Source organism: Aeromonas sp. R5-4, assembly GCF_040908215.1.
Classification (GTDB): domain Bacteria; phylum Pseudomonadota; class Gammaproteobacteria; order Enterobacterales; family Aeromonadaceae; genus Aeromonas; species Aeromonas veronii.
On sequence record NZ_JBFODG010000026.1, the window covers coordinates 144,410 to 162,310 of the forward strand.

The following is a 17,901-nucleotide window of genomic DNA, read 5'->3' on the forward strand; positions in this document are numbered from 1 at the left end:
GGCAAACATCCATGAGCGCTTCCATCTATCTCGTCAAAGGCCGCGAAAAATCCCTGCTGCGTCGCCACCCCTGGATCTTCTCCAAGGGGATTGAGCGGGTTCAGGGCAACCCCATTGACGGCGATACCGTCGAGATCTATGCCAACGATGGCAAGTGGCTCGCCCGTGGCGCCTGGTCAGGCAGCTCCCAGATCCGTGCCCGGGTCTGGACCTTCGACAAGGATGAGACCGTCGATCTCGACTTCTTTATCCGTCGTCTCAAATATGCGCAGGAGTCTCGCGATCCGCTGATCAAGCGTCAGGGCCTCACCGGCTATCGCCTCTGCGCCGCCGAATCCGACGGCCTGCCGGGTCTGACCATCGACCGTTATGCCGATTTTCTGGTGTGCCAGATCCTCTCTGCCGGTGCCGAGTTCCAGCGTGAGCTGATAACGCAGGCACTGCGTACCCTCTACCCCGAGTGCAGCATCTATGAGCGCTCCGATGTGGCAGTGCGCAAGAAGGAAGGGCTGAAAGAGCGCACCGGCGTTATCTATGGCGAGACCCCGAACGAGCCGGTGGTCATCGAGGAGAATGGCGGCGTCAAGATCCTGGTGGATATTCGCAATGGCCATAAAACCGGCTTCTATCTGGATCAGCGGGATAACCGTCAGGCTGCCGCCAAGTACACCGAAGGCAAGCGCGTCCTCAACTGCTTCTGCTACACCGGCGGGTTTGGCGTTTATGCCCTCAAGGGCGGCGCCAAGGAAGTGGTCAACGTCGATCTCTCCCAGAATGCGCTGGATATCGCCCGCCAGAATGCCGAGCTGAACGGGCTGGATACCAGCAACACCCAGTTCGTCCGTCACGACGTGTTCAAGCTGCTGCGGGAATATCGCGAGAAGGGCGAGAAGTTCGACGTCATCGTGCTGGATCCGCCCAAGTTTGCCGAGAGCAAGGCCCAGCTGCTGGGTGCCTGCCGAGGCTACAAGGACATCAACATGCTGGCATTCCAGCTGCTGGCGCCGGGTGGCGTGCTCTTGACCTACTCCTGCTCCGGCCTGATGGAGCAGAGTCTGTTCCAGAAGATCGTTGCCGATGCGGCGCTCGATGCCGGTCGCGATGCCCAGATCCTGGAGCTGCTCTCCCAGGCCTCCGATCACCCTATCGGTACCGCCTATCCGGAAGGCTTCTACCTCAAGGGACTGGTGGTACGCGCCCGCTGATCGGTCGTCATCTTCCCTTGTGATCAATCAGGCCCCTTGCGGGCCTGATTGTTTTGCATCGCGCCGTATAAACCTGAGCCTGACGCTCGCCCCGATTCCCCCTCTCTGCTTTATTGGTGTTTCCTCTCTTCCTCTTTCCCTACCTGCTCTCCACGGCTTCTCTGTTTAAATTACTTTGCACAATAACTGCACATTTATGATTTAAATCACATCCGTATGACTCTCTTTTCCGTAGTGTGATCCCGCCTGCGGCAGCCGAGCCGGGGCAACCGTCCCGTCAGGATTGATGGGCGGCACAACAACAAAATAGATGTCAGGCCAAGCTGAACATCACAAGGGATCCCGATATGAATCAATCATTGCCGCTGTTAACGCCGCTGCGGGGCATCGCTGCCCTGATGGTGGTGCTGTTCCATGCCCGATTATTGCTCTTTCCCCAGTGGATGGAGCCGATCGCAGGCCACACCCAACTCATCGAGAACGGCTACCTCTGGGTCGATCTGTTCTTTATTTTGAGCGGCGTGGTGCTGGCCCATGTCTATGGGGAGGCCTTCACCCGCACGCCCCGCACCGTGAGCTATGGCCGTTTTCTCTGGCTGCGGCTGACCCGCGTCTACCCCCTCTATATGGTGACCCTGCTATTGCTGGTTGGCTGGGAGCTTTACAAGGCACAGCACGGGGTGGGCTTCTATGCTGGCCCCTTATTCAAGATGTGGGAGTGGGAAGGGATGCCGCCCTTCGGTTCACCCTTCACCCCGGCCGAGGCGCTGCCAAGCGCCTTCCTGCTGCTGCAGGTGGTGACCGATCACGGGCTGACCTGGAACTTCGCCGCCTGGTCGCTCAGCGTGGAGTGGATCAGCTACCTGCTGTTCCCGCTGCTTATTCCGCTGGCGGTCACCCGTAGTCGCTGGAGCCATCTCGTCCCCCTGCTGGCGCTGACGGTGCTGGCCTTTATCGTACACAGTCGCGGCACCCTGGATGTCACCAGCGGGGCACTGGCGGTGGGACGCGGGGTAAGTGAATTTGTGCTCGGCCTCTGGCTGCTGCCAAGGGTCAAGGCTGCGAAAGGCATGCCCATGATGAAGCGGGATCTGCCGCTCTTGATCGCCTTTGTGCTGCCCTTCGCGCTGATGCAGTTCACCATGACGCCGCTGCTGACCCTGCTGCTGATCGCCTCCTACGTGCTGCTGATCTGGATTGCCGCCGCCCAGGGGGAGCGCCAGAGCCCGCTGCTGCACCTTTTGGATAACCGCTTCACCAACTGGCTGGGAGATCTCTCCTACTCCATCTACCTGCTCCATGCGCTGGTGCTGCTCACCGGCTGCGAGCTCATCCACTATCTGGCGCCGGGGCTCACCGAGTGGTGGTATAGCCAGACCAACCCGCTGCTGGGGGTAGTGGCAACCTTGCTGATGCTGGCAGTGCTGATCGGACTCTCGGCGTTGAGCTACAACCTGCTGGAGCGGCCACTGCAACGGCGCCTGCGCCGCTGGGGCAAGTCACGGCAACCGGCGCTGGAGCAAGCCGGATAAGCTAATCTCGCCCTGTCTGGATGAGTTGACGGGCTTATGCCAACTCATCCAGCACCAGTTCATCCAGACTGCTCATCACCCAGGCGCTCGGGTGCTGGCTAAATCCGAGCTTGGGGTAGTACGCCACCGCCTGCGGTGCGGCCAGCAGGATCAGCTTGCAGCCCGGCTGCAATTGCAAAAACGTCTCGCGAATAAGGGCTTTGCCAATCCCCTGCCCCTGCACCGACTCGGCTACCGCCAGATCCGAGAGGTAGCAGCAAAAATGAAAATCGGTCACCGAGCGGGCCACCCCGACCAGGGTCTCGCCCTGCCAAGCGGTGAGCAGCAAATTGGCGTTATCCAGCATGCCCTGCAGGGTGGCTGGATGCTCCAGCGGCCGTCTCGCCCCCAGCGAGGTCTGCGCCAACAACGCCGCGAACTGCGCCGTGGTGATGGGGTGGTTAACCAAAAGTGTGGTGGTCACTAAGCTCTCCTGTTGTAGATCGGCAGTTGCGTGCTGTTGGTCTCTTTGACGTTCTCTTTGCTGCATCTGTACTGTAATCATTCAGTCAGCGCCGGATCCAGACCGATGACAGGCAAGTGCTGGCAATTCCCTGCTGTTTATGTGAATTCCTGTTCGAACCCCAAGGGGCAAATGTGGCATAATGCCCCGTCCTGTGGCCCTTGGCGGGGCTGCGCTGGCGTACCTTGTCGCCCTTTTCTTCCCCGTCCGGCCTGGCGGTCCTTCATAACTGCCAGTCATCGCTGCCCCTGTTGGCACCGAGGCCACCCATATTCGCGGCTTCTTGTCATTCTCTCTACAAGGCCGCCCATTGACCAAGACGGCTCCACAGAGCCTCTGCTCTGTTTGCAAATCAAAGGGGTAAGTATGTCTTCCATTCGTCTGACCCAATACAGCCACGGCGCTGGCTGCGGCTGCAAAATCTCTCCCAAGGTACTCGACACCATCCTCAAGAGCCAGATCCCGGGCTTCAACGACCCGACCCTGATCGTTGGCAACAGCAGCAAGGATGACGCGGCCGTGGTCGATATCGGCAACGGTCAGGGCATTGTCTCCACCACCGACTTCTTCATGCCCATCGTCGATGACCCCTTCACCTTTGGCCGCATCGCCGCCACCAACGCCATCAGCGATATCTATGCCATGGGCGGCAAGCCCATCGTCGCCATCGCCATCCTCGGCTGGCCCATCAATACCCTGGCGCCGGAAGTGGCCCAGCAGGTGATCGACGGCGGCCGTCAGGTGTGCCATGAAGCGGGGATTTCGCTGGCCGGTGGCCACAGCATCGATGCCCCCGAGCCCATCTTCGGCCTCGCGGTCACCGGTATCGTGCCCCTTGATGCCATCAAGCAGAACGACACCGCCAAGGTGGGTGATACCCTCTATCTGACCAAGCCCCTTGGTATCGGTATCCTCACCACCGCCCAGAAGAAGGGCAAGCTCAAGCCCGAACACGAGCAGCTGGCCCCCAACGCCATGTGCACCCTCAACAAGATTGGCCAGCGTTTTGCCGAACTGCCGGGTGTCCACGCCATGACCGACGTCACCGGCTTTGGTCTGGCCGGTCACCTGCTGGAGATGTGTGAAGGATCCAATGTCAGCGCCCGCCTCGACTTCAAGGCGCTGCCGCTGCTGGATGAGGTGGATTACTACCTCGCCGAGGGCTGCGTACCGGGTGGTACCCTGCGCAACCACGACTCCTACGGCCACAAGCTGGATGCCATGGACGATCGCACCCGCAACATCATGTGCGATCCGCAAACCAGCGGCGGCCTGCTGGTCGCCGTGGGGAAAGATAGCGAAGCCGAGCTGCTCGCCATCGCGCGCGAAGCTGGGCTAGAACTCTCGCCCATCGGTCAGATCAAGCCCCTTGAGGGCTCCCGCTTTATCGAGATTGTCCAATGAGTGAATTGCCACTGGCCACGGACTACGCCCAACTCTTTTTGGACGATGTGCCGTTGATTGATGTGCGCGCCCCCATCGAGTTCAAGGAGGGGGCCTTCCCCTGCTCGACCAGCCTGCCCTTGATGACAGACGATGAGCGCGCCCAGGTGGGGACCTGCTTCAAGAAGCAGGGTCAGGCCGCCGCCATTGAGCTTGGACACAAGCTGGTGGGGGGAGCAGTACGTGCCGAACGTATCGAAGGCTGGCTGGCGCAGTTGCGCAAGCAGCCCGATGCCGTGCTCTACTGCTTTCGCGGCGGCCTGCGCTCGCAAACCGTACAACAGTGGCTGGCTGAAGCGGGGGTGACTCGCCCCCGCGTCGCCGGTGGCTACAAGGAGCTGCGCCGCTTCCTGATCGACACCCAGGACAAGGCCTCTGCCGAGTGCCGCTGGACTGTGCTGACCGGCATGACCGGCTCCGGCAAGACCCATATGCTGGACCACGTGGCCCAAGCGCTCGATCTGGAAGGACACGCCCATCACAGGGGCTCGTCGTTTGGTCAACTGCCCGGCGGCCAGCCCAGCAACATCAACTTTGAAAACAACATGGCCATCGAACTGCTCAAGCGCCGCCATGGAGGCGAACATGCCTTTGTGGTGGAGGACGAGAGCCGGCTGATTGGCCGCTGCTGCCTGCCCCTCTCCCTCCATGAGGCCATGAGTCAGGCACCGCTGGTGGTGGTTGATGTACCGCAAATCGATCGGGCCGAGCAGATCCGCGAAGATTACGTGCACGATCTCTGGCTGCGCTATCAAGCCATGTATGGCCAAGAAGAGGGATGGCCGCTGTTTGCCGCCTACCTCACCGATGCGTTGGCCCGTCTCAAGCGCCGTCTTGGCGATCAGGCCCACCGAGAGCTGGATGCCCTGATGCAGACCGCTCTCACCGAGCAGGAAAAGAGCGGTGATACCGCGCTGCATCTGGCCTGGATCTCTTTGCTGCTGACCCGCTACTACGACCCCATGTATCTCTACCAGCTTGGCAACAAGCAGGAGCGCATCGTGTTTCGCGGTGACAAGCAGGCCTGTCTCGACTATTTCGCCGAGCTGCATGCCAGCGCACTGCGTGGCTGACCCATCCCAAGAGAGGAACTCTATGTTGAAATTCGAGGTGATCCCGGTCACCCAGTTCGCCCAGAACTGCTCCCTCATCTGGTGTGACGAGACCCATCAGGCGGCCCTGATTGATCCAGGCGGCGAAGCGGACAAACTGCTGGCTGCCATCACCAAACGCTGCCTGACCCTGACCCACATCCTGCTGACCCACGGTCATCTGGATCACGTCGGTGCCGCCGCCGAGCTGCGGGAAAAAACCGGCGTCGCCATTACCGGCCCCCACAAGGAGGACGCCTTCTGGCTCGACATGCTGCCCCAGCAGAGCCAGATGTTCGGCTTCGCCCATACTCCCGCCTTCACGCCGGATCGCTGGCTTGAGCAGGGTGACAAGGTGCAGCTTGGCCAGTGCGAGCTGGATGTCTACTTCTGCCCCGGCCACACCCCAGGCCATATCGTGCTGCTGAGTCAGGCCGAAAAACTCGCCTGGGTTGGCGACGTGCTCTTTGCCGGCAGCATCGGCCGCACCGACTTCCCCCGTGGCGATCACGGCACGCTGATCAAGTCGATCACCGAGACCCTGCTGCCGCTGGGCGACGAAATCGTCTTTATCCCGGGCCACGGCCCCAGCTCCACCTTCGGTCGCGAGAAGGTGAGCAACCCCTACCTGACCCAGCCTATCTGGTGATCAAAAAAGGCAGCGGTGTTAGCCGCTGCCTTTCCTTCTCTGCTCTCTTTTTCATTCTCGACTCCCGCAATCCGACCAGCCATGTCCCCTCTGCGTTCTCCAGTTCAGCATGCCTGTTTGTTTTTCTCGCCCAATAAAAATCCCCACCCGAGGGTGAGGATTGATTTATAGGTGCAACCGTCTGGTGGCTTATTGTGCCAGCAGGTGACCGACCAGCTCATGACGCCACCCTTGCAGCAGCATCGGCTTGTCGCTGCGGGCCCGCTCTTCGTCGTTCATCCGCCAGCTCCAGGTGAAGTACTGGTGAATGATCTTCTTGCTGGCAATCAGCTCGGGAGGAATATTGCTCGCCTTGGCCTTCTCTTCCACCATAGCTTTGATGCGCTTGAGCTCGGCCTTGTACTGGGGGAAGTCCACCAGCCGACGAATGGGCTCGGGCCAGCTATCCGGATCGCTCTGCTGCGCCTTGGCGACGATATCGAGCATCCGCTTGCCGTGGATCTTGATCTCGATGGGCGAGAGGCCGAGCTCGTTGAGATCACGCATGGAGGTCGGACGACGCTCTGCCACCTTGAACAGGTGCAGCTCTTTGACCACGAAGTTGAGGGCCAGATCGCGGCGCACAGCCTCTTGCTGGCGCCAGGCGGCCAGCTCGCGCAGAATGGCGAGCTCGCGGCGACCCAGTTGCCAAGCGTTGACGATGTCAAGATAAGCCTGACGGGGATCGCTACCCTGGGTCTTGCGGGCAGAGTGGTTCTGGCACTCCTGCTCGAACCAGGCAAACTTGCCGCTTTCCCGCAGTTTGGCCATCACTTTCTCGTAGAGCGGCATCAGGTAGAAGACATCCGCTGCCGCGTATTCGAGCTGACGTGGCGTAAGCGGGCGTGCCAGCCAGTCGGTGCGCGCCTGATCTTTTTCCAGCTCGACACCGAGGAATTCATTCACCAGCGCACCAAAGCCGACCGAGACGCCGTAACCGAGAAAGGCGGTTGCCAGCTGGGTGTCGTGCATCTGGTTGGGCAGGTGGCCCGCCTGATGCTGGATAAGCTCCAGATCTTCGCCAGAGGCGTGCAGGATGGCGATCTGCCCTTCCCTGCCCAGTCGCTGCCAGAGGGCGGAGAGATCCAGGGTCAGCGGATCCAGTAGCGCCAGATGCTCGCCGTCATAGATCTGGAACAGGCCAAGCTGGGGGTAGTAGGTACGGGTGCGAACGAATTCAGTATCGATAGCCAGGGGAACGTCGGCCAGAGAAGCGAGATACTGCTCAAGTTCGTCTTGCTGAGTGATAAGTTGATAGTGCATCTGTGCCTGCGCGGTTGATCAGGGCCAAAAAGAAAAAACCGTGGGATGACCCACGGTTTTGCATAACGACGGTGCTGGTTTGCAGATAATTCTGCAGCTGCAGTCCGGTTATTGCTTGGCAATCTCCTCGTCGCGCAGTACGCGGCGCAGGATCTTGCCCACATTGGTCTTGGGAAGTTCGTCACGAAATTCTACCAGTTTCGGCACCTTATAGGCAGTCAGATGTTTACGGCAGTGGGCAATAATCTCGTCCTCCTGCAATTTTGCATCTTTCTTGACCACAAAGATCTTCACCAGCTCACCGGAAACCTTGTGCGGCACACCGACGGCGGCCACTTCCAGCACTTTCGGGTGCAGGGCGACGACATCTTCGATCTCGTTCGGGTAGACGTTGAAACCGGAGACCAGGATCATGTCCTTCTTGCGGTCAACGATCTTGAAGAAGCCCTGCTCGTCGCACACCGCGATATCACCGGTACAAAGCCAGCCATCCTGCATCACTTCGGCGGTCGCCTCGGGACGCTGCCAGTAGCCCACCATCACCTGCGGGCCGCGCACCTGCATTTCGCCCGGGGTGCCGAGGGCGTGGATCACCTGACCGTTGTCATCTACCAGACGGATCTCGGTAGAGCAGACCGGCAGACCGATGGAACCGTTGTAATCAGTCAGATCGTAGGGGCAGACGCTCACCAGTGGCGAACACTCGGTCAGGCCATAGCCTTCCAGCAGCGGGGTGTCGGTCAGTGTCTTCCACTTCTCCGCAACCGCGCGCTGCACCGCCATGCCGCCGCCGATGGTCAGCTTGAGCTTGTCAAAGGCGATCCCCTGAAACTCTTCGTTGTTGACCAGCGCATTGAACAGGGTGTTGACCCCGGTAATGCAGGTGAAGGGGTACTTCTTGATCTCTTTGACAAAGCCCGGGATGTCGCGCGGGTTGCTGATCAGCAGGTTGTAACCGCCGATACGCATAAAGAGCAGGCAGTTCACGGTCAGGGCGAAGACGTGATAGAGCGGCAGCGCGGTGACCACGAACTCCTTGCCGCGTTCCAGCATGGGGCCGTAGACGCCGAGGCACTGCTCGACGTTGGCAATCATGTTGCGATGGGTCAGCATGGCCCCTTTGGAGAGGCCGGTGGTGCCACCGGTGTACTGCAGGAAGGCGAGATCGTCGTTAGTGATCTCCGGCTTGATATACTGCAGGAAACGTCCCTTGGAGAGGGCCTGACGCATGGTGGTGGCGTGGGGAAGATTGTATTTCGGCACCAGCTTCTTGACATACTTGACCACGAAGTTGACCAGGGTGCCCTTGGCCAGCCCCAGGTTGTCCCCCATCCGGGTCAGGATAACGTGCTTGATCGGGGTATCGTAGACCACCTTTTCCAGGGTATGGGCGAAGTTGGAGACGATGACGATGGCCTTGGCACCGGAATCTTTGAGCTGATGCTCCAGCTCACGCGGGGTATAGAGCGGGTTGACGTTGACCACGATCATGCCAGCGCGCAGGATGCCGAACACGGCGATGGGGTATTGCAGCAGGTTAGGCATCATCACCGCAACCCGATCCCCTTTCTCCAGCTTCAGCTCGTTTTGCAGGTAGGCAGCAAAGGCGCGGGACTGCTCTTCCAGCCGGCGGTAGGTGATGGTTTGGCCCATGTTGACGAAGGCGGGCTGATCGGCAAACTGGGTCACCGAGGATTCGAACATCTCGACCAGGGAGCTGTATTGGTCTGGATTGATCTCGGCGGGGACCCCTTCCGGATAACGTTTCAGCCAGACTTTTTCCACAAACTTCTCCTGCATAACTAGCACCTGTGCGCTCACTGTGTTGCCTCCGTCCCGGTTCACATCCATTTTAATCGGTTGTTTTAAGCTGATGCTCTAATGCCGCACATATTTACACAGCGCAACATCAATTAACAGCAAATTAACAACAGAAAAATGTGAGGGAGAAAACAAACCTGGAATTATTGAAAGCTGGCGATTCTACCGAACTTGACAAAACTTTACGATACAAACGGCCGTATCAACCGAATTTTCCATATGAAAATGGTGGTTTCCACCCAATATGACCCGCTCGATCTGCTGGAAGGCATCCTGACGGGCCTGCCATTGGGCTTCAAGTGCAGCAAAGCCCTGCTCCCCCTGAATTAACAGCACAGGACAGCGGATAGCCGCCATCAATGCCCGAGCTTGCCCTTCGCTCATTCTCAGGGGCGACAGATCCCGCAAACGAGGATCGCTGCGCCAGTGCCAGCGCCCTGCCCGCTCTTCAAGCTGCCGCTCACAGATAAGACGCGCCGCCTGCGGCGTGATATCCGCCACTTTGCAACGGGCGGCGACAGCCTCATCGATGGAGGCAAAGCCGTTGGCACTGCGCTCCCGGGTGCGACTGCGGTTTAAAATCGCACGTCGCAGCTGGGCAGGTACCTCCTCATCGGGCTGGCTCAGCGGCCCCAGCCCCTCCAGCATGATCAACCGCTCCACCTGTTCGGGGAACACCCCGGCATAGGCGGAGGCGATCAACGCCCCGAGGGAGTGACCGAGCAGAGTGAAGCGCGACCACCCTGCCGCCTGCACGATCTGGTAGAGATCGTCCAGCCAGTCGACAAAGACATAAGGGGTGGTTTTGTGATCGGAGTGGCCATGTCCCGGCAGATCGACACAGATGAGGTGAAAATCACCCAGATACGGCGCCAGCGACAAGAAGCTGGCGCTATTGTCGAGCCAGCCATGCAGGGCGATCAGCAGAGGTTTGCCCTGCTGATCATGCTCCGCAGACTGGTTATCCAGCAGGGCTACCCGCCGCCCATCTACCAAGGTGAGCAGCCGCTCGTGCATGGTGCTTTTGATGCTGTTGATCATGGCAAGCCTTAGCGACGCAGCGGCCGTCTCGGCCAGAAGGGATCATAGAAGGGGTCGTAGAAGTAGGGGTCCATATAGCGCACCTCCACCTCCTTGACTGGCGGCCACAGCTTGCTGCCCGTCACATTGAGCACAGAGAAGCGGTACTTGTGCTCGCCAATCTGGCTATCAACCGGTTTGCCTATGGTGCCAAGCACCGTCAGGCTGCGCCCCTTGGCGTAGAGGGTCGGATCGACAAAACCCTTCATGATGGCCAGAAAACGGCCCGGGCTCTGCTCGGTCTGCTCTGGCACACCGTTGGACTTGAGCGGCAGATAGACCACTTCAATGACGCTCTGATCCGCCTTGTTATGCACCGCCGAGATAACGCCGCTCCAGCGGGCAGGTTTGCCCTCCATCCCGCCAAGGGCAACTTGATAGGCCACCAGCTGGTTTTCGGGCTCATAGGCCAGCTCTTTGGGGACCGAGCTGCAGGCCCCGAGCAGCAGGGCCAGCGCCCCGACCACCATAGTGCGTTTCATCATGTCGCTCTTGGTATTACGCATCATGTCACTCTCCTGTTGCCGGCGTGGCCCGTCGGGGCCACCCGCTGGTGTTGCAGCTGATGAGCGGCAAGAGCGACATGCTGTCAGCGCTCCTGCCCTTATTCGCGACCCGGCAGTTTTTTCCAGGTCACCTTGTCACGCAAATAGACCGGCGTCGCCTGCTCCACAGGCACCGCCTCCCCCGCCAGCCAGGCGGCGCGGGCCAGCGGCAGCATGTCCTCTGCCGCCGGGAAACGTACCTGGCTCACCGCCAGCTCATCGGCCAAACCACTCAGGGTCTCGCCATAGGTTTCAAAACCGGTGCCGACGCAGGTCACCCGACCAGCCAGCTTGCCACGAACGTCAACCAGTGCCGCGGGCTCGCTCACCACCTCGTCCCCCACCAGTTGCATGCGGCCATCAATCAGCTCATAGCGGCCGAAATAGACCTCGTTCATCCGCGCATCGATGGCGGTCAGCACCTGCTCGGCGCCATCCAGTCGATAGGCACCTTGCGCCATGGCGGCCAGGGTCGAGATGCCAATCAGCGGAACACCCGCACCAAACGCCAGACCTTGCGCCACACTGATGCCAATCCGCACGCCGGTAAAGGAGCCCGGGCCGCGACCGAACGCGATGGCATCGAGGTCACTCAAACTTATCCCGGCATCCTCTAACACAGCCTGAACCATGGGCAGGATTTTTCGGGTGTGATCCCGTGGCGCCTCCTCCCAGCGGGAGAACAGCTTGTCACCCACCAGCAAGGCGGCGGAGCAGGCTTCGGTGGCGGTATCAACGGCCAGGATCTTCAACTCGTTCATGCTTTCCAATCTCTATAAAATCAGTCAATTACATAACCGGCAAGCGAGATATGCTCACCCGTTGTTCAATTCTGTTATCTGGCGGCACACTTATTCACCGCGTTCAGTGCGATCGAAAAAACTCCCCAGCGTTCCCAACTCCCGGGTGCGAGGGATGGCGGGCAGACTCTTGATAAAGGTGGCACCGTAAGGTTTGTTGACCATTCGTGGATCACAGATCACTAGCACCCCGTGATCACTGCGATCACGAATAAGCCGCCCCACCCCCTGCTTAAGGGCAATCACCGCCTTGGGCAACTGCAGCTCGGCGAAGGGATCCCCCCCCTTGAGCTTGCAATCATCCACCCGCGCCTTGAGCAGCGGATCATCGGGGCTGGCAAACGGCAGTTTGTCGATGATAACACACGACAACGCCGCCCCTCGCACGTCGATCCCCTCCCAGAAACTGCTAGTCGCCACCAGCACGGCGCGGCCATTCTCGACAAACTCCTTGAGCAGCCGCTGCTTGTTCTCCTCTCCCTGCAGCAAGACGGTACGGCCAATCTCCCGGCGCAGCACCTCTGCCACCTGACGCATCACCTGATGGCTGGTGCAGAGGAAGAAACAGCCCCCCGGCGTCTTGTTGATCAGCGGGATCATCAGATTGGCCAGCTGCTCGCCGCGGCCAAAGGCGTTGGGCTCCGGCAGATAGCGGGGCACACAGAGCCGCGCCTGCTCGCCATAGTCGAACGGACTGTCGAGGATCAGCTCGGCGCTGCCCGCCAGCCCCAACTCGGCCTTGAAGTGATCAAACCGCATATCCACCGTCAGGGTAGCGGAGGTGAAGACCCAGGCCACTTCCGGTCTTTGCACCTCGGCACTGAATCGCTCGGCCACCGATAGCGGCGTCAGATTGAGGGTGAAATGAAGCCGCGAGCAGTCGTACCAGTAGGAGAAACCGGTCTGGTTAACCGCCAGCACCTCGCCAAGACGGGTGCGCAGTTCACTGATGCGCTCGAAGGCGTGATCCAGCTGCTCGCCCCGGCCGAGAGCCAGTTTGAGCACTTCGTAGCAAAGCCCGATGGCATCGTTGAGACGAGCCAAGGCCTGACCCCAGAGCGGCTGGCGCAGCATGTCGCGGGTATTGCCGCGACCGCCATCCACTCCGAAGGCGAGCCGTAAATCCTGACTGGCGATAGCGAGCCGGTCCGCCGCCTTGCCGAGCTGGGCCATGTCGTGGGCCTCAGCCCGATAGGCCAGCTGGATATCCTGCGCCAGATCCTGAATGGTGCGGCTGCCCACCGACTTGCCGAAGTAGTTGGTGGCGATCTCCGGCAGCTGATGTGCCTCGTCAAAGACATAGACTTGCGCCTCCGGCACCAACTCACCAAATCCGGTGTCTTTCACCGCCATATCGGCGAAGAAGAGGTGATGGTTGATCACCACCACCTGGGCATCCATGGCGCGGCGTCGAGCCACCACCAGATGGCAGTCGTCGTAATAGGGGCAGTCGCGGCCGAGGCAGTTGTCGTTGGTGCTGGTGACGTGGGCGAGGATCTCGGCGTTCTCCTGCAATCCCGGAATATCCCCCACATCGCCGTTATCGGTGGCGGTTGACCAGGATTTGACCTTCACCAGATCGTTCAGGATTTCAGGCTTTTGCAGATGGGATTCGCTCAAGAGCCGGTTCATCCGCTCGATGCAGAGATAGTTGCTGCGTCCCTTGAGCAGGGCCACCGGCGGGGTGTAGGAGAGCGCCCCTGTGATGGTCGGAAGATCCCGATAGAAGAGCTGCTCCTGCAGGTTCTTGGAGCCGGTGCTGATCACCACCCGCTTGCCGGACTCCAGCGCTGGCACCAGATAGGCGTAGGTCTTGCCGGTACCGGTCCCCGCCTCCACCAGCAGACGGCCACCACTTTTGATGGCGCGCGCGACCGCTTCGGCCATCTCCAGTTGGGGAGCGCGGGCTTTGAAACCGTCGATATGGCTGGCCAGAGGGCCATCTGGCTTGAACAGGGTCTGGATGGTCAAAAGGGCGTCCCGCAGCAAAAGCGGCCATTATGCCAAAAGCGCGGCAAAAGCGGGACAGATAATCTGCCTAGACGAACAGATCGATCTGATGCTCGGGATCCGGCTTGTGATCGCCCTCCTCCACCTTTGGCTGGTCACGCTTGGCGGGCGTGTTATACGTCTGCTGGCGCTGCTGGGAGTCACTGTTGTCAGTGCTGGTCTTGCGCAGCTGGTGCTTTTTGCTGATCTGATTCACTTCCCGCTTGATCTCTTCGCTGCCGGGCGCAGCGGGCGCCCGGGGCAAAATGGGGAACAACAGGTCCTGGCTGGGCATGATGGCGACTCCTGCAGGGGTTATTGTCTAGTTATCGACCAGAAAACCGTTTTCGCCACTTTAATCGATCAAATCACAATTTCGGGTTGCATTTTCTGTCAAGGCAGGTAGTTTAAATCAGGCGTCAACTACGACATCTTATTTTGTAAAGGATTGATTACATGAAGTTCACCACCCTGAAGACTCATCACCACCATCATCATCCCGACTAGTCTTTCAGGAGGTTGACTGCTGGAAGACACTTAACTGGTGACTTCCAAAAGGACCGCAAGATTCATAAACCCTCGGAAGCACACACTTCCGAGGGTTTTTTCGTTTTTGACTAGAAGGAAATCGAGCAATGGAAACACAACGTCTGCGTATCGCCATGCAAAAGTCCGGTCGTCTGAGCCAGGACTCCCAGGCCCTGTTCAAGAGCTGTGGCCTCAAGATCAACCTGCGCGAGCAGCGCCTTATCGCCCATGTCGAGAACATGCCCATCGATATCCTGCGGGTGCGCGATGACGATATCCCCGGTCTGGTGATGGAAGGGGTGGTTGATCTTGGCATCATCGGCGAGAACGTACTGGAAGAGGTGCAGCTTATTCGCGCCTCACAGGGACTGCCCTTCGAGGTCAAAACCCTCAAGCAGCTCGATTTTGGCGGCTGCCGCCTCTCGCTGGCGGTGCCGGAAGATGTGACCTACACCGGGCCAGAGAGCCTTGCCGGCAAGCGCATCGCCACCTCATACCCCGGGCTGCTCAAGCGCTTCTTCGATGAAAAGGGTCTTGGCTTCAAGAGCGTGATGCTGGGCGGCTCGGTGGAAGTGGCGCCCCGCGCGGGTCTGGCCGATGCCATCTGCGATCTGGTCTCCACCGGCGCGACCCTGGAGGCCAATGGTCTGAAAGAGGTGGAGGTGATCTACCGCTCCAAGGCGGTACTGGTACAGGCCCCCAACCCCTTGTCCGATGCCAAGCAGAAGCTCATCGACAAACTGCTGCCCCGCATTCAGGGGATGCAGCAGGCGCGCGAGAGCAAGTACATCATGCTGCACGCCCCCAAGGACAAGCTCGATGCCATCACCGATCTGCTGCCGGGTGCCGAGCGCCCCACCATCATGCAGCTGGCCGGTGACACCAATCAGGTGGCCCTGCACGTCGTCTCCAGCGAGACCCTGTTCTGGGAGACCATGGAGCAGCTCAAGGCCCTCGGTGCCAGCTCCATTCTGGTGCTGCCCATCGAAAAGATGATGGAATAAGGAAAGGACATCATGCAGACCCTGATCTGGAAGACCCTCTCCCCTGCCCAGCAGGCCGACGTGCTGACTCGGCCCGCCCTCAATGACGAGGCCGATATTGGCGCCGTAGTGCGGGATATCATCGCCGCGGTGCGTAGCCGTGGCGATGAGGCCCTGCGCGAGCTGAGCCAGCGCTTCGAGCGCACCCCCCGTGAGCAGCTGCGCGTTAGCGAGGCTGAAATTGAAGCCGCCTGCGCGCGGCTGGATGACGGCATCAAAAGCGCCATCGAAGCGGCCATTGCCAATATTCGCACCTTCCACGCCGCGCAAGTGCAGCCGGTGGTAAGAGTGGAAACCCAACCCGGGGTGGTGTGCGAGCTGCGTACCCAGCCCATCAGTCGGGTCGGCCTCTATGTGCCGGGGGGCAGCGCGCCGCTCCCCTCCACCGTGATGATGCTGGCTATTCCGGCCGCCATAGCCGGTTGCCGTGAAGTGGTGCTCTGCACCCCGTCTCCGGCGAGCGACGAGATCCTGTTTGCCGCCCGCGCCTGCGGTGTCGAGAAGGTGTTCGCCATCGGCGGCGCCCAGGCCATCGCCGCCATGGCTTACGGCACCGAGAGCATTCCCAAGGTGGACAAGATCTTCGGCCCGGGCAACGCCTATGTGACCGAAGCCAAGGGGCAGGTTTCCCGCGACTGGCGCGGCGCCGCCATCGACATGCCCGCCGGCCCCTCCGAGGTGCTGGTGATTTCCGATGAGAGCGCCAACCCGGCCTTCGTGGCGGCGGATCTGCTCTCCCAGGCCGAGCACGGCCCCGACAGCCAGGTGGTGCTGGTCACCACCTCGCCGCTGCTGGCCGATGCCATCGCAGGGGAAATAAAAAGCCAGCTGGCCAAGTTGAGCCGCCGCGATATCGCCGCGCAGGCGCTCGGCAGCAGTCTGGTGATCCTCTGTGACGATCTGGCCGAAGCGTGCGCCATCTCCAACGCCTATGCGCCGGAGCACCTGATCGTGCAGACCCGCGCCCCCCGCGATCTGCTGGAGAAACTCGAGAACGCCGGTTCCATCTTTCTGGGCGCATGGACCCCCGAGTCAGTCGGCGATTACGCCAGCGGCACCAACCACACTCTGCCTACCTATGGCTATGCCCGCACCTGCTCCAGCCTTGGCCTTGCCGATTATCAGCGCCGCTACACGGTGCAGGAGCTGAGCGCCGAAGGTATTCGCGGCCTTGGCCCCATCGTCGAGCGCATCGCTGAGGCCGAAGGGCTTGATGGCCACAAAAATGCCGTCACCCTCAGGTTGAACGCCCTGGCCGTCGCGCCCCAACCAACAGCACAGCAGAAGGATTTGTCATGAGCATTGCCAATCTGGCGCGCCGCGTGGTGCGGGCCCTCACCCCTTATCAATCCGCCCGCCGCATCGGCGGCAAGGGCCACGTCTGGCTCAACGCCAACGAGGCGCCGCAGGCCTATCCCTTTACCATCGAGGGAAGCCGCCTCAACCGCTACCCCGAGTGCCAACCGGCCGAGGTGGTGAACAGCTATGCCGCCTATGCCGGGGTTAATCCCGATCAGGTGCTGGTGAGCCGCGGCGCCGACGAGGCCATCGAGCTGCTTATTCGCACCTTCTGCGAAGCGGGTGAAGATCAGATCCTCATCTGCCCGCCCACCTACGGCATGTACGCCATCAGCGCCGAGACCTGTGGCGTCGGTATCGTCGAGCAGCCACTGACCGCCAGCCGCCAGCCCGACTGGCCTGCCATCGCTGATCGCCTCAGTGACGTGAAGCTGGTGTTTCTCTGCTCCCCCAACAACCCCACCGGGGATCTGGTGGGTCGCGATGGACTTATTGCCCTGCTGGAGAAGGCGCGGGATCGCGCCATCGTGGTGGTGGACGAGGCCTATATCGAGTTCTGCCCCGAGGCGTCCGTAGTGGACCTGCTGGCCCGCTTCCCCAATCTGGTGGTGACCCGCACCCTCTCCAAGGCTTTTGCCCTGGCGGGGATCCGCTGCGGCTTTACGCTGGCAAGCCCCGAGGTGATCGCCATGCTGGCCAAGGTGATCGCCCCCTACCCCATCCCCGAGCCCATCGCCCAGATCGCGGCGCAGGCCCTCTCCCCCATGGGGCTGGAGCTGATGCGCGAGCGAGTGATAGAGCTCAACAAGCAAAAAGCCGCCTTCAAGGCAGAGCTGGCAACGCTTGCCTGCGTGAATGAAGTATTCGAGGACAAGGGCAACTTCGTGCTGGTGCGCTTTGTTGATGGCGCCGCCGTCTTTGCCGCCATGAAGGCCGCTGGCATCATACTGCGGGATTTCTCGACCAAACCCGGCTTGGATAACAGCATTCGCGTCACCATCGGCTATCAGGGCGAGATGGATGCCGTGCTGGCGGTATTGCGTGATCTGCCCTCTCCCACTTTGTAAGACAA

Annotated in this window: 16 protein-coding genes and 1 other annotated feature; of the genes, 8 read left to right on the forward strand and 8 right to left on the reverse strand. The window is 60.4% G+C overall.

The window, feature by feature from the left end:
* Positions 1 to 11: 11 nt before the first annotated feature.
* Positions 12 to 1,205: a class I SAM-dependent methyltransferase gene (locus AB5Y83_RS13140; protein ID WP_005336736.1), complete on the forward strand. Its 1,194-nt coding sequence runs from the start codon at positions 12 to 14 to the stop codon at positions 1,203 to 1,205.
* A 347-nt stretch (positions 1,206 to 1,552) separates the two neighbouring features.
* A complete protein-coding gene (locus AB5Y83_RS13145; RefSeq protein WP_368175298.1) occupies positions 1,553 to 2,737 on the forward strand; it encodes an acyltransferase family protein in 1,185 nt (394 codons plus the stop codon).
* A gap of 34 nt (positions 2,738 to 2,771) precedes the next feature.
* Here AB5Y83_RS13145 and AB5Y83_RS13150 read toward each other — a convergent pair whose 3' ends face one another.
* Positions 2,772 to 3,200 (reverse strand): GNAT family N-acetyltransferase, encoded by a 429-nt coding sequence (locus AB5Y83_RS13150; RefSeq protein WP_279462198.1) that lies wholly within the window; start codon positions 3,198 to 3,200, stop codon positions 2,772 to 2,774.
* A 405-nt stretch (positions 3,201 to 3,605) separates the two neighbouring features.
* On the opposite strand from AB5Y83_RS13150, the gene selD reads away from it, so the two are divergent.
* Genes selD through AB5Y83_RS13165 form a run of 3 tightly spaced genes read left to right on the forward strand, consistent with a single transcriptional unit; the run spans position 3,606 to position 6,422 of the window.
* On the forward strand, positions 3,606 to 4,643 hold the full coding sequence (gene selD, locus AB5Y83_RS13155) for a selenide, water dikinase SelD (RefSeq protein WP_368175299.1): 1,038 nt from the start codon (positions 3,606 to 3,608) through the stop codon (positions 4,641 to 4,643).
* Positions 4,640 to 5,755 (forward strand): tRNA 2-selenouridine(34) synthase MnmH, encoded by a 1,116-nt coding sequence (mnmH, locus tag AB5Y83_RS13160; protein ID WP_368175300.1) that lies wholly within the window; start codon positions 4,640 to 4,642, stop codon positions 5,753 to 5,755. Before selD ends, mnmH begins: the two co-directional genes overlap by 4 nt.
* A gap of 22 nt (positions 5,756 to 5,777) precedes the next feature.
* Complete coding sequence (locus tag AB5Y83_RS13165; protein WP_368175301.1) at positions 5,778 to 6,422, forward strand: MBL fold metallo-hydrolase; 645 nt, start codon at positions 5,778 to 5,780, stop codon at positions 6,420 to 6,422.
* Positions 6,423 to 6,611: 189 nt separating this feature from the next.
* Here the strand turns inward: AB5Y83_RS13165 and rnd are convergent, their stop codons facing one another.
* From rnd to AB5Y83_RS13200, 7 genes are all read right to left on the reverse strand, one after another.
* Positions 6,612 to 7,724 (reverse strand): ribonuclease D, encoded by a 1,113-nt coding sequence (rnd, locus tag AB5Y83_RS13170; protein ID WP_139443678.1) that lies wholly within the window; start codon positions 7,722 to 7,724, stop codon positions 6,612 to 6,614.
* A gap of 108 nt (positions 7,725 to 7,832) precedes the next feature.
* Positions 7,833 to 9,509: a long-chain-fatty-acid--CoA ligase FadD gene (gene fadD, locus AB5Y83_RS13175; RefSeq protein ID WP_085942148.1), complete on the reverse strand. Its 1,677-nt coding sequence runs from the start codon at positions 9,507 to 9,509 to the stop codon at positions 7,833 to 7,835.
* 198 nt (positions 9,510 to 9,707) lie between these two features.
* The gene (locus AB5Y83_RS13180; RefSeq protein WP_368175302.1) at positions 9,708 to 10,586 is read right to left on the reverse strand and encodes an alpha/beta fold hydrolase; all 879 of its coding nucleotides are present in this window, start codon (positions 10,584 to 10,586) and stop codon (positions 9,708 to 9,710) included.
* 8 nt (positions 10,587 to 10,594) lie between these two features.
* A complete protein-coding gene (locus AB5Y83_RS13185; protein WP_159159284.1) occupies positions 10,595 to 11,110 on the reverse strand; it encodes a Slp family lipoprotein in 516 nt (171 codons plus the stop codon).
* Between the two features lie 119 nt (positions 11,111 to 11,229).
* Entirely contained in the window at positions 11,230 to 11,931 is a 702-nt protein-coding gene (tsaB, locus tag AB5Y83_RS13190; RefSeq protein WP_069556447.1) for a tRNA (adenosine(37)-N6)-threonylcarbamoyltransferase complex dimerization subunit type 1 TsaB, read from the reverse strand.
* A gap of 90 nt (positions 11,932 to 12,021) precedes the next feature.
* Positions 12,022 to 13,941, reverse strand: coding sequence for an ATP-dependent DNA helicase (locus tag AB5Y83_RS13195; protein ID WP_368175303.1), 1,920 nt, complete (start codon positions 13,939 to 13,941; stop codon positions 12,022 to 12,024).
* A 67-nt stretch (positions 13,942 to 14,008) separates the two neighbouring features.
* Positions 14,009 to 14,254, reverse strand: coding sequence for a hypothetical protein (locus AB5Y83_RS13200; RefSeq protein WP_368175304.1), 246 nt, complete (start codon positions 14,252 to 14,254; stop codon positions 14,009 to 14,011).
* A gap of 187 nt (positions 14,255 to 14,441) precedes the next feature.
* Positions 14,442 to 14,566, forward strand: a sequence feature (His leader region).
* Positions 14,567 to 14,594: 28 nt separating this feature from the next.
* On the opposite strand from AB5Y83_RS13200, the gene hisG reads away from it, so the two are divergent.
* Genes hisG through hisC form a run of 3 tightly spaced genes read left to right on the forward strand, consistent with a single transcriptional unit; the run spans position 14,595 to position 17,896 of the window.
* Positions 14,595 to 15,491, forward strand: a complete 897-nt coding sequence (gene hisG / locus AB5Y83_RS13205; protein ID WP_071910208.1) for an ATP phosphoribosyltransferase — start codon at positions 14,595 to 14,597, stop codon at positions 15,489 to 15,491.
* A gap of 12 nt (positions 15,492 to 15,503) precedes the next feature.
* Positions 15,504 to 16,829 carry a histidinol dehydrogenase gene (gene hisD / locus AB5Y83_RS13210; RefSeq protein WP_368175305.1) on the forward strand — a complete coding sequence of 442 codons (1,326 nt, stop codon included), beginning with the start codon at positions 15,504 to 15,506 and terminating at the stop codon, positions 16,827 to 16,829.
* Positions 16,826 to 17,896 (forward strand): histidinol-phosphate transaminase, encoded by a 1,071-nt coding sequence (hisC, locus tag AB5Y83_RS13215; protein ID WP_368175306.1) that lies wholly within the window; start codon positions 16,826 to 16,828, stop codon positions 17,894 to 17,896. Before hisD ends, hisC begins: the two co-directional genes overlap by 4 nt.
* Positions 17,897 to 17,901: the final 5 nt, after the last annotated feature.

Bases quoted from the DNA above. Each gene is read 5' to 3' on its own strand.
- AB5Y83_RS13140 (WP_005336736.1), top strand. From the start codon at position 12: ATGAGCGCTTCCATCTATCTCGTCAAAGGCCGCGAAAAATCCCTGCTG.
- AB5Y83_RS13145 (WP_368175298.1), top strand. From the start codon at position 1,553: ATGAATCAATCATTGCCGCTGTTAACGCCGCTGCGGGGCATCGCTGCC.
- selD (WP_368175299.1), top strand. From the start codon at position 3,606: ATGTCTTCCATTCGTCTGACCCAATACAGCCACGGCGCTGGCTGCGGC.
- mnmH (WP_368175300.1), top strand. From the start codon at position 4,640: ATGAGTGAATTGCCACTGGCCACGGACTACGCCCAACTCTTTTTGGAC.
- AB5Y83_RS13165 (WP_368175301.1), top strand. From the start codon at position 5,778: ATGTTGAAATTCGAGGTGATCCCGGTCACCCAGTTCGCCCAGAACTGC.
- rnd (WP_139443678.1), bottom strand. From the start codon at position 7,724: ATGCACTATCAACTTATCACTCAGCAAGACGAACTTGAGCAGTATCTC.
- AB5Y83_RS13180 (WP_368175302.1), bottom strand. From the start codon at position 10,586: ATGATCAACAGCATCAAAAGCACCATGCACGAGCGGCTGCTCACCTTG.
- AB5Y83_RS13185 (WP_159159284.1), bottom strand. From the start codon at position 11,110: ATGATGAAACGCACTATGGTGGTCGGGGCGCTGGCCCTGCTGCTCGGG.
- tsaB (WP_069556447.1), bottom strand. From the start codon at position 11,931: ATGAACGAGTTGAAGATCCTGGCCGTTGATACCGCCACCGAAGCCTGC.
- AB5Y83_RS13200 (WP_368175304.1), bottom strand. From the start codon at position 14,254: ATGCCCAGCCAGGACCTGTTGTTCCCCATTTTGCCCCGGGCGCCCGCT.
- hisG (WP_071910208.1), top strand. From the start codon at position 14,595: ATGGAAACACAACGTCTGCGTATCGCCATGCAAAAGTCCGGTCGTCTG.
- hisD (WP_368175305.1), top strand. From the start codon at position 15,504: ATGCAGACCCTGATCTGGAAGACCCTCTCCCCTGCCCAGCAGGCCGAC.
- hisC (WP_368175306.1), top strand. From the start codon at position 16,826: ATGAGCATTGCCAATCTGGCGCGCCGCGTGGTGCGGGCCCTCACCCCT.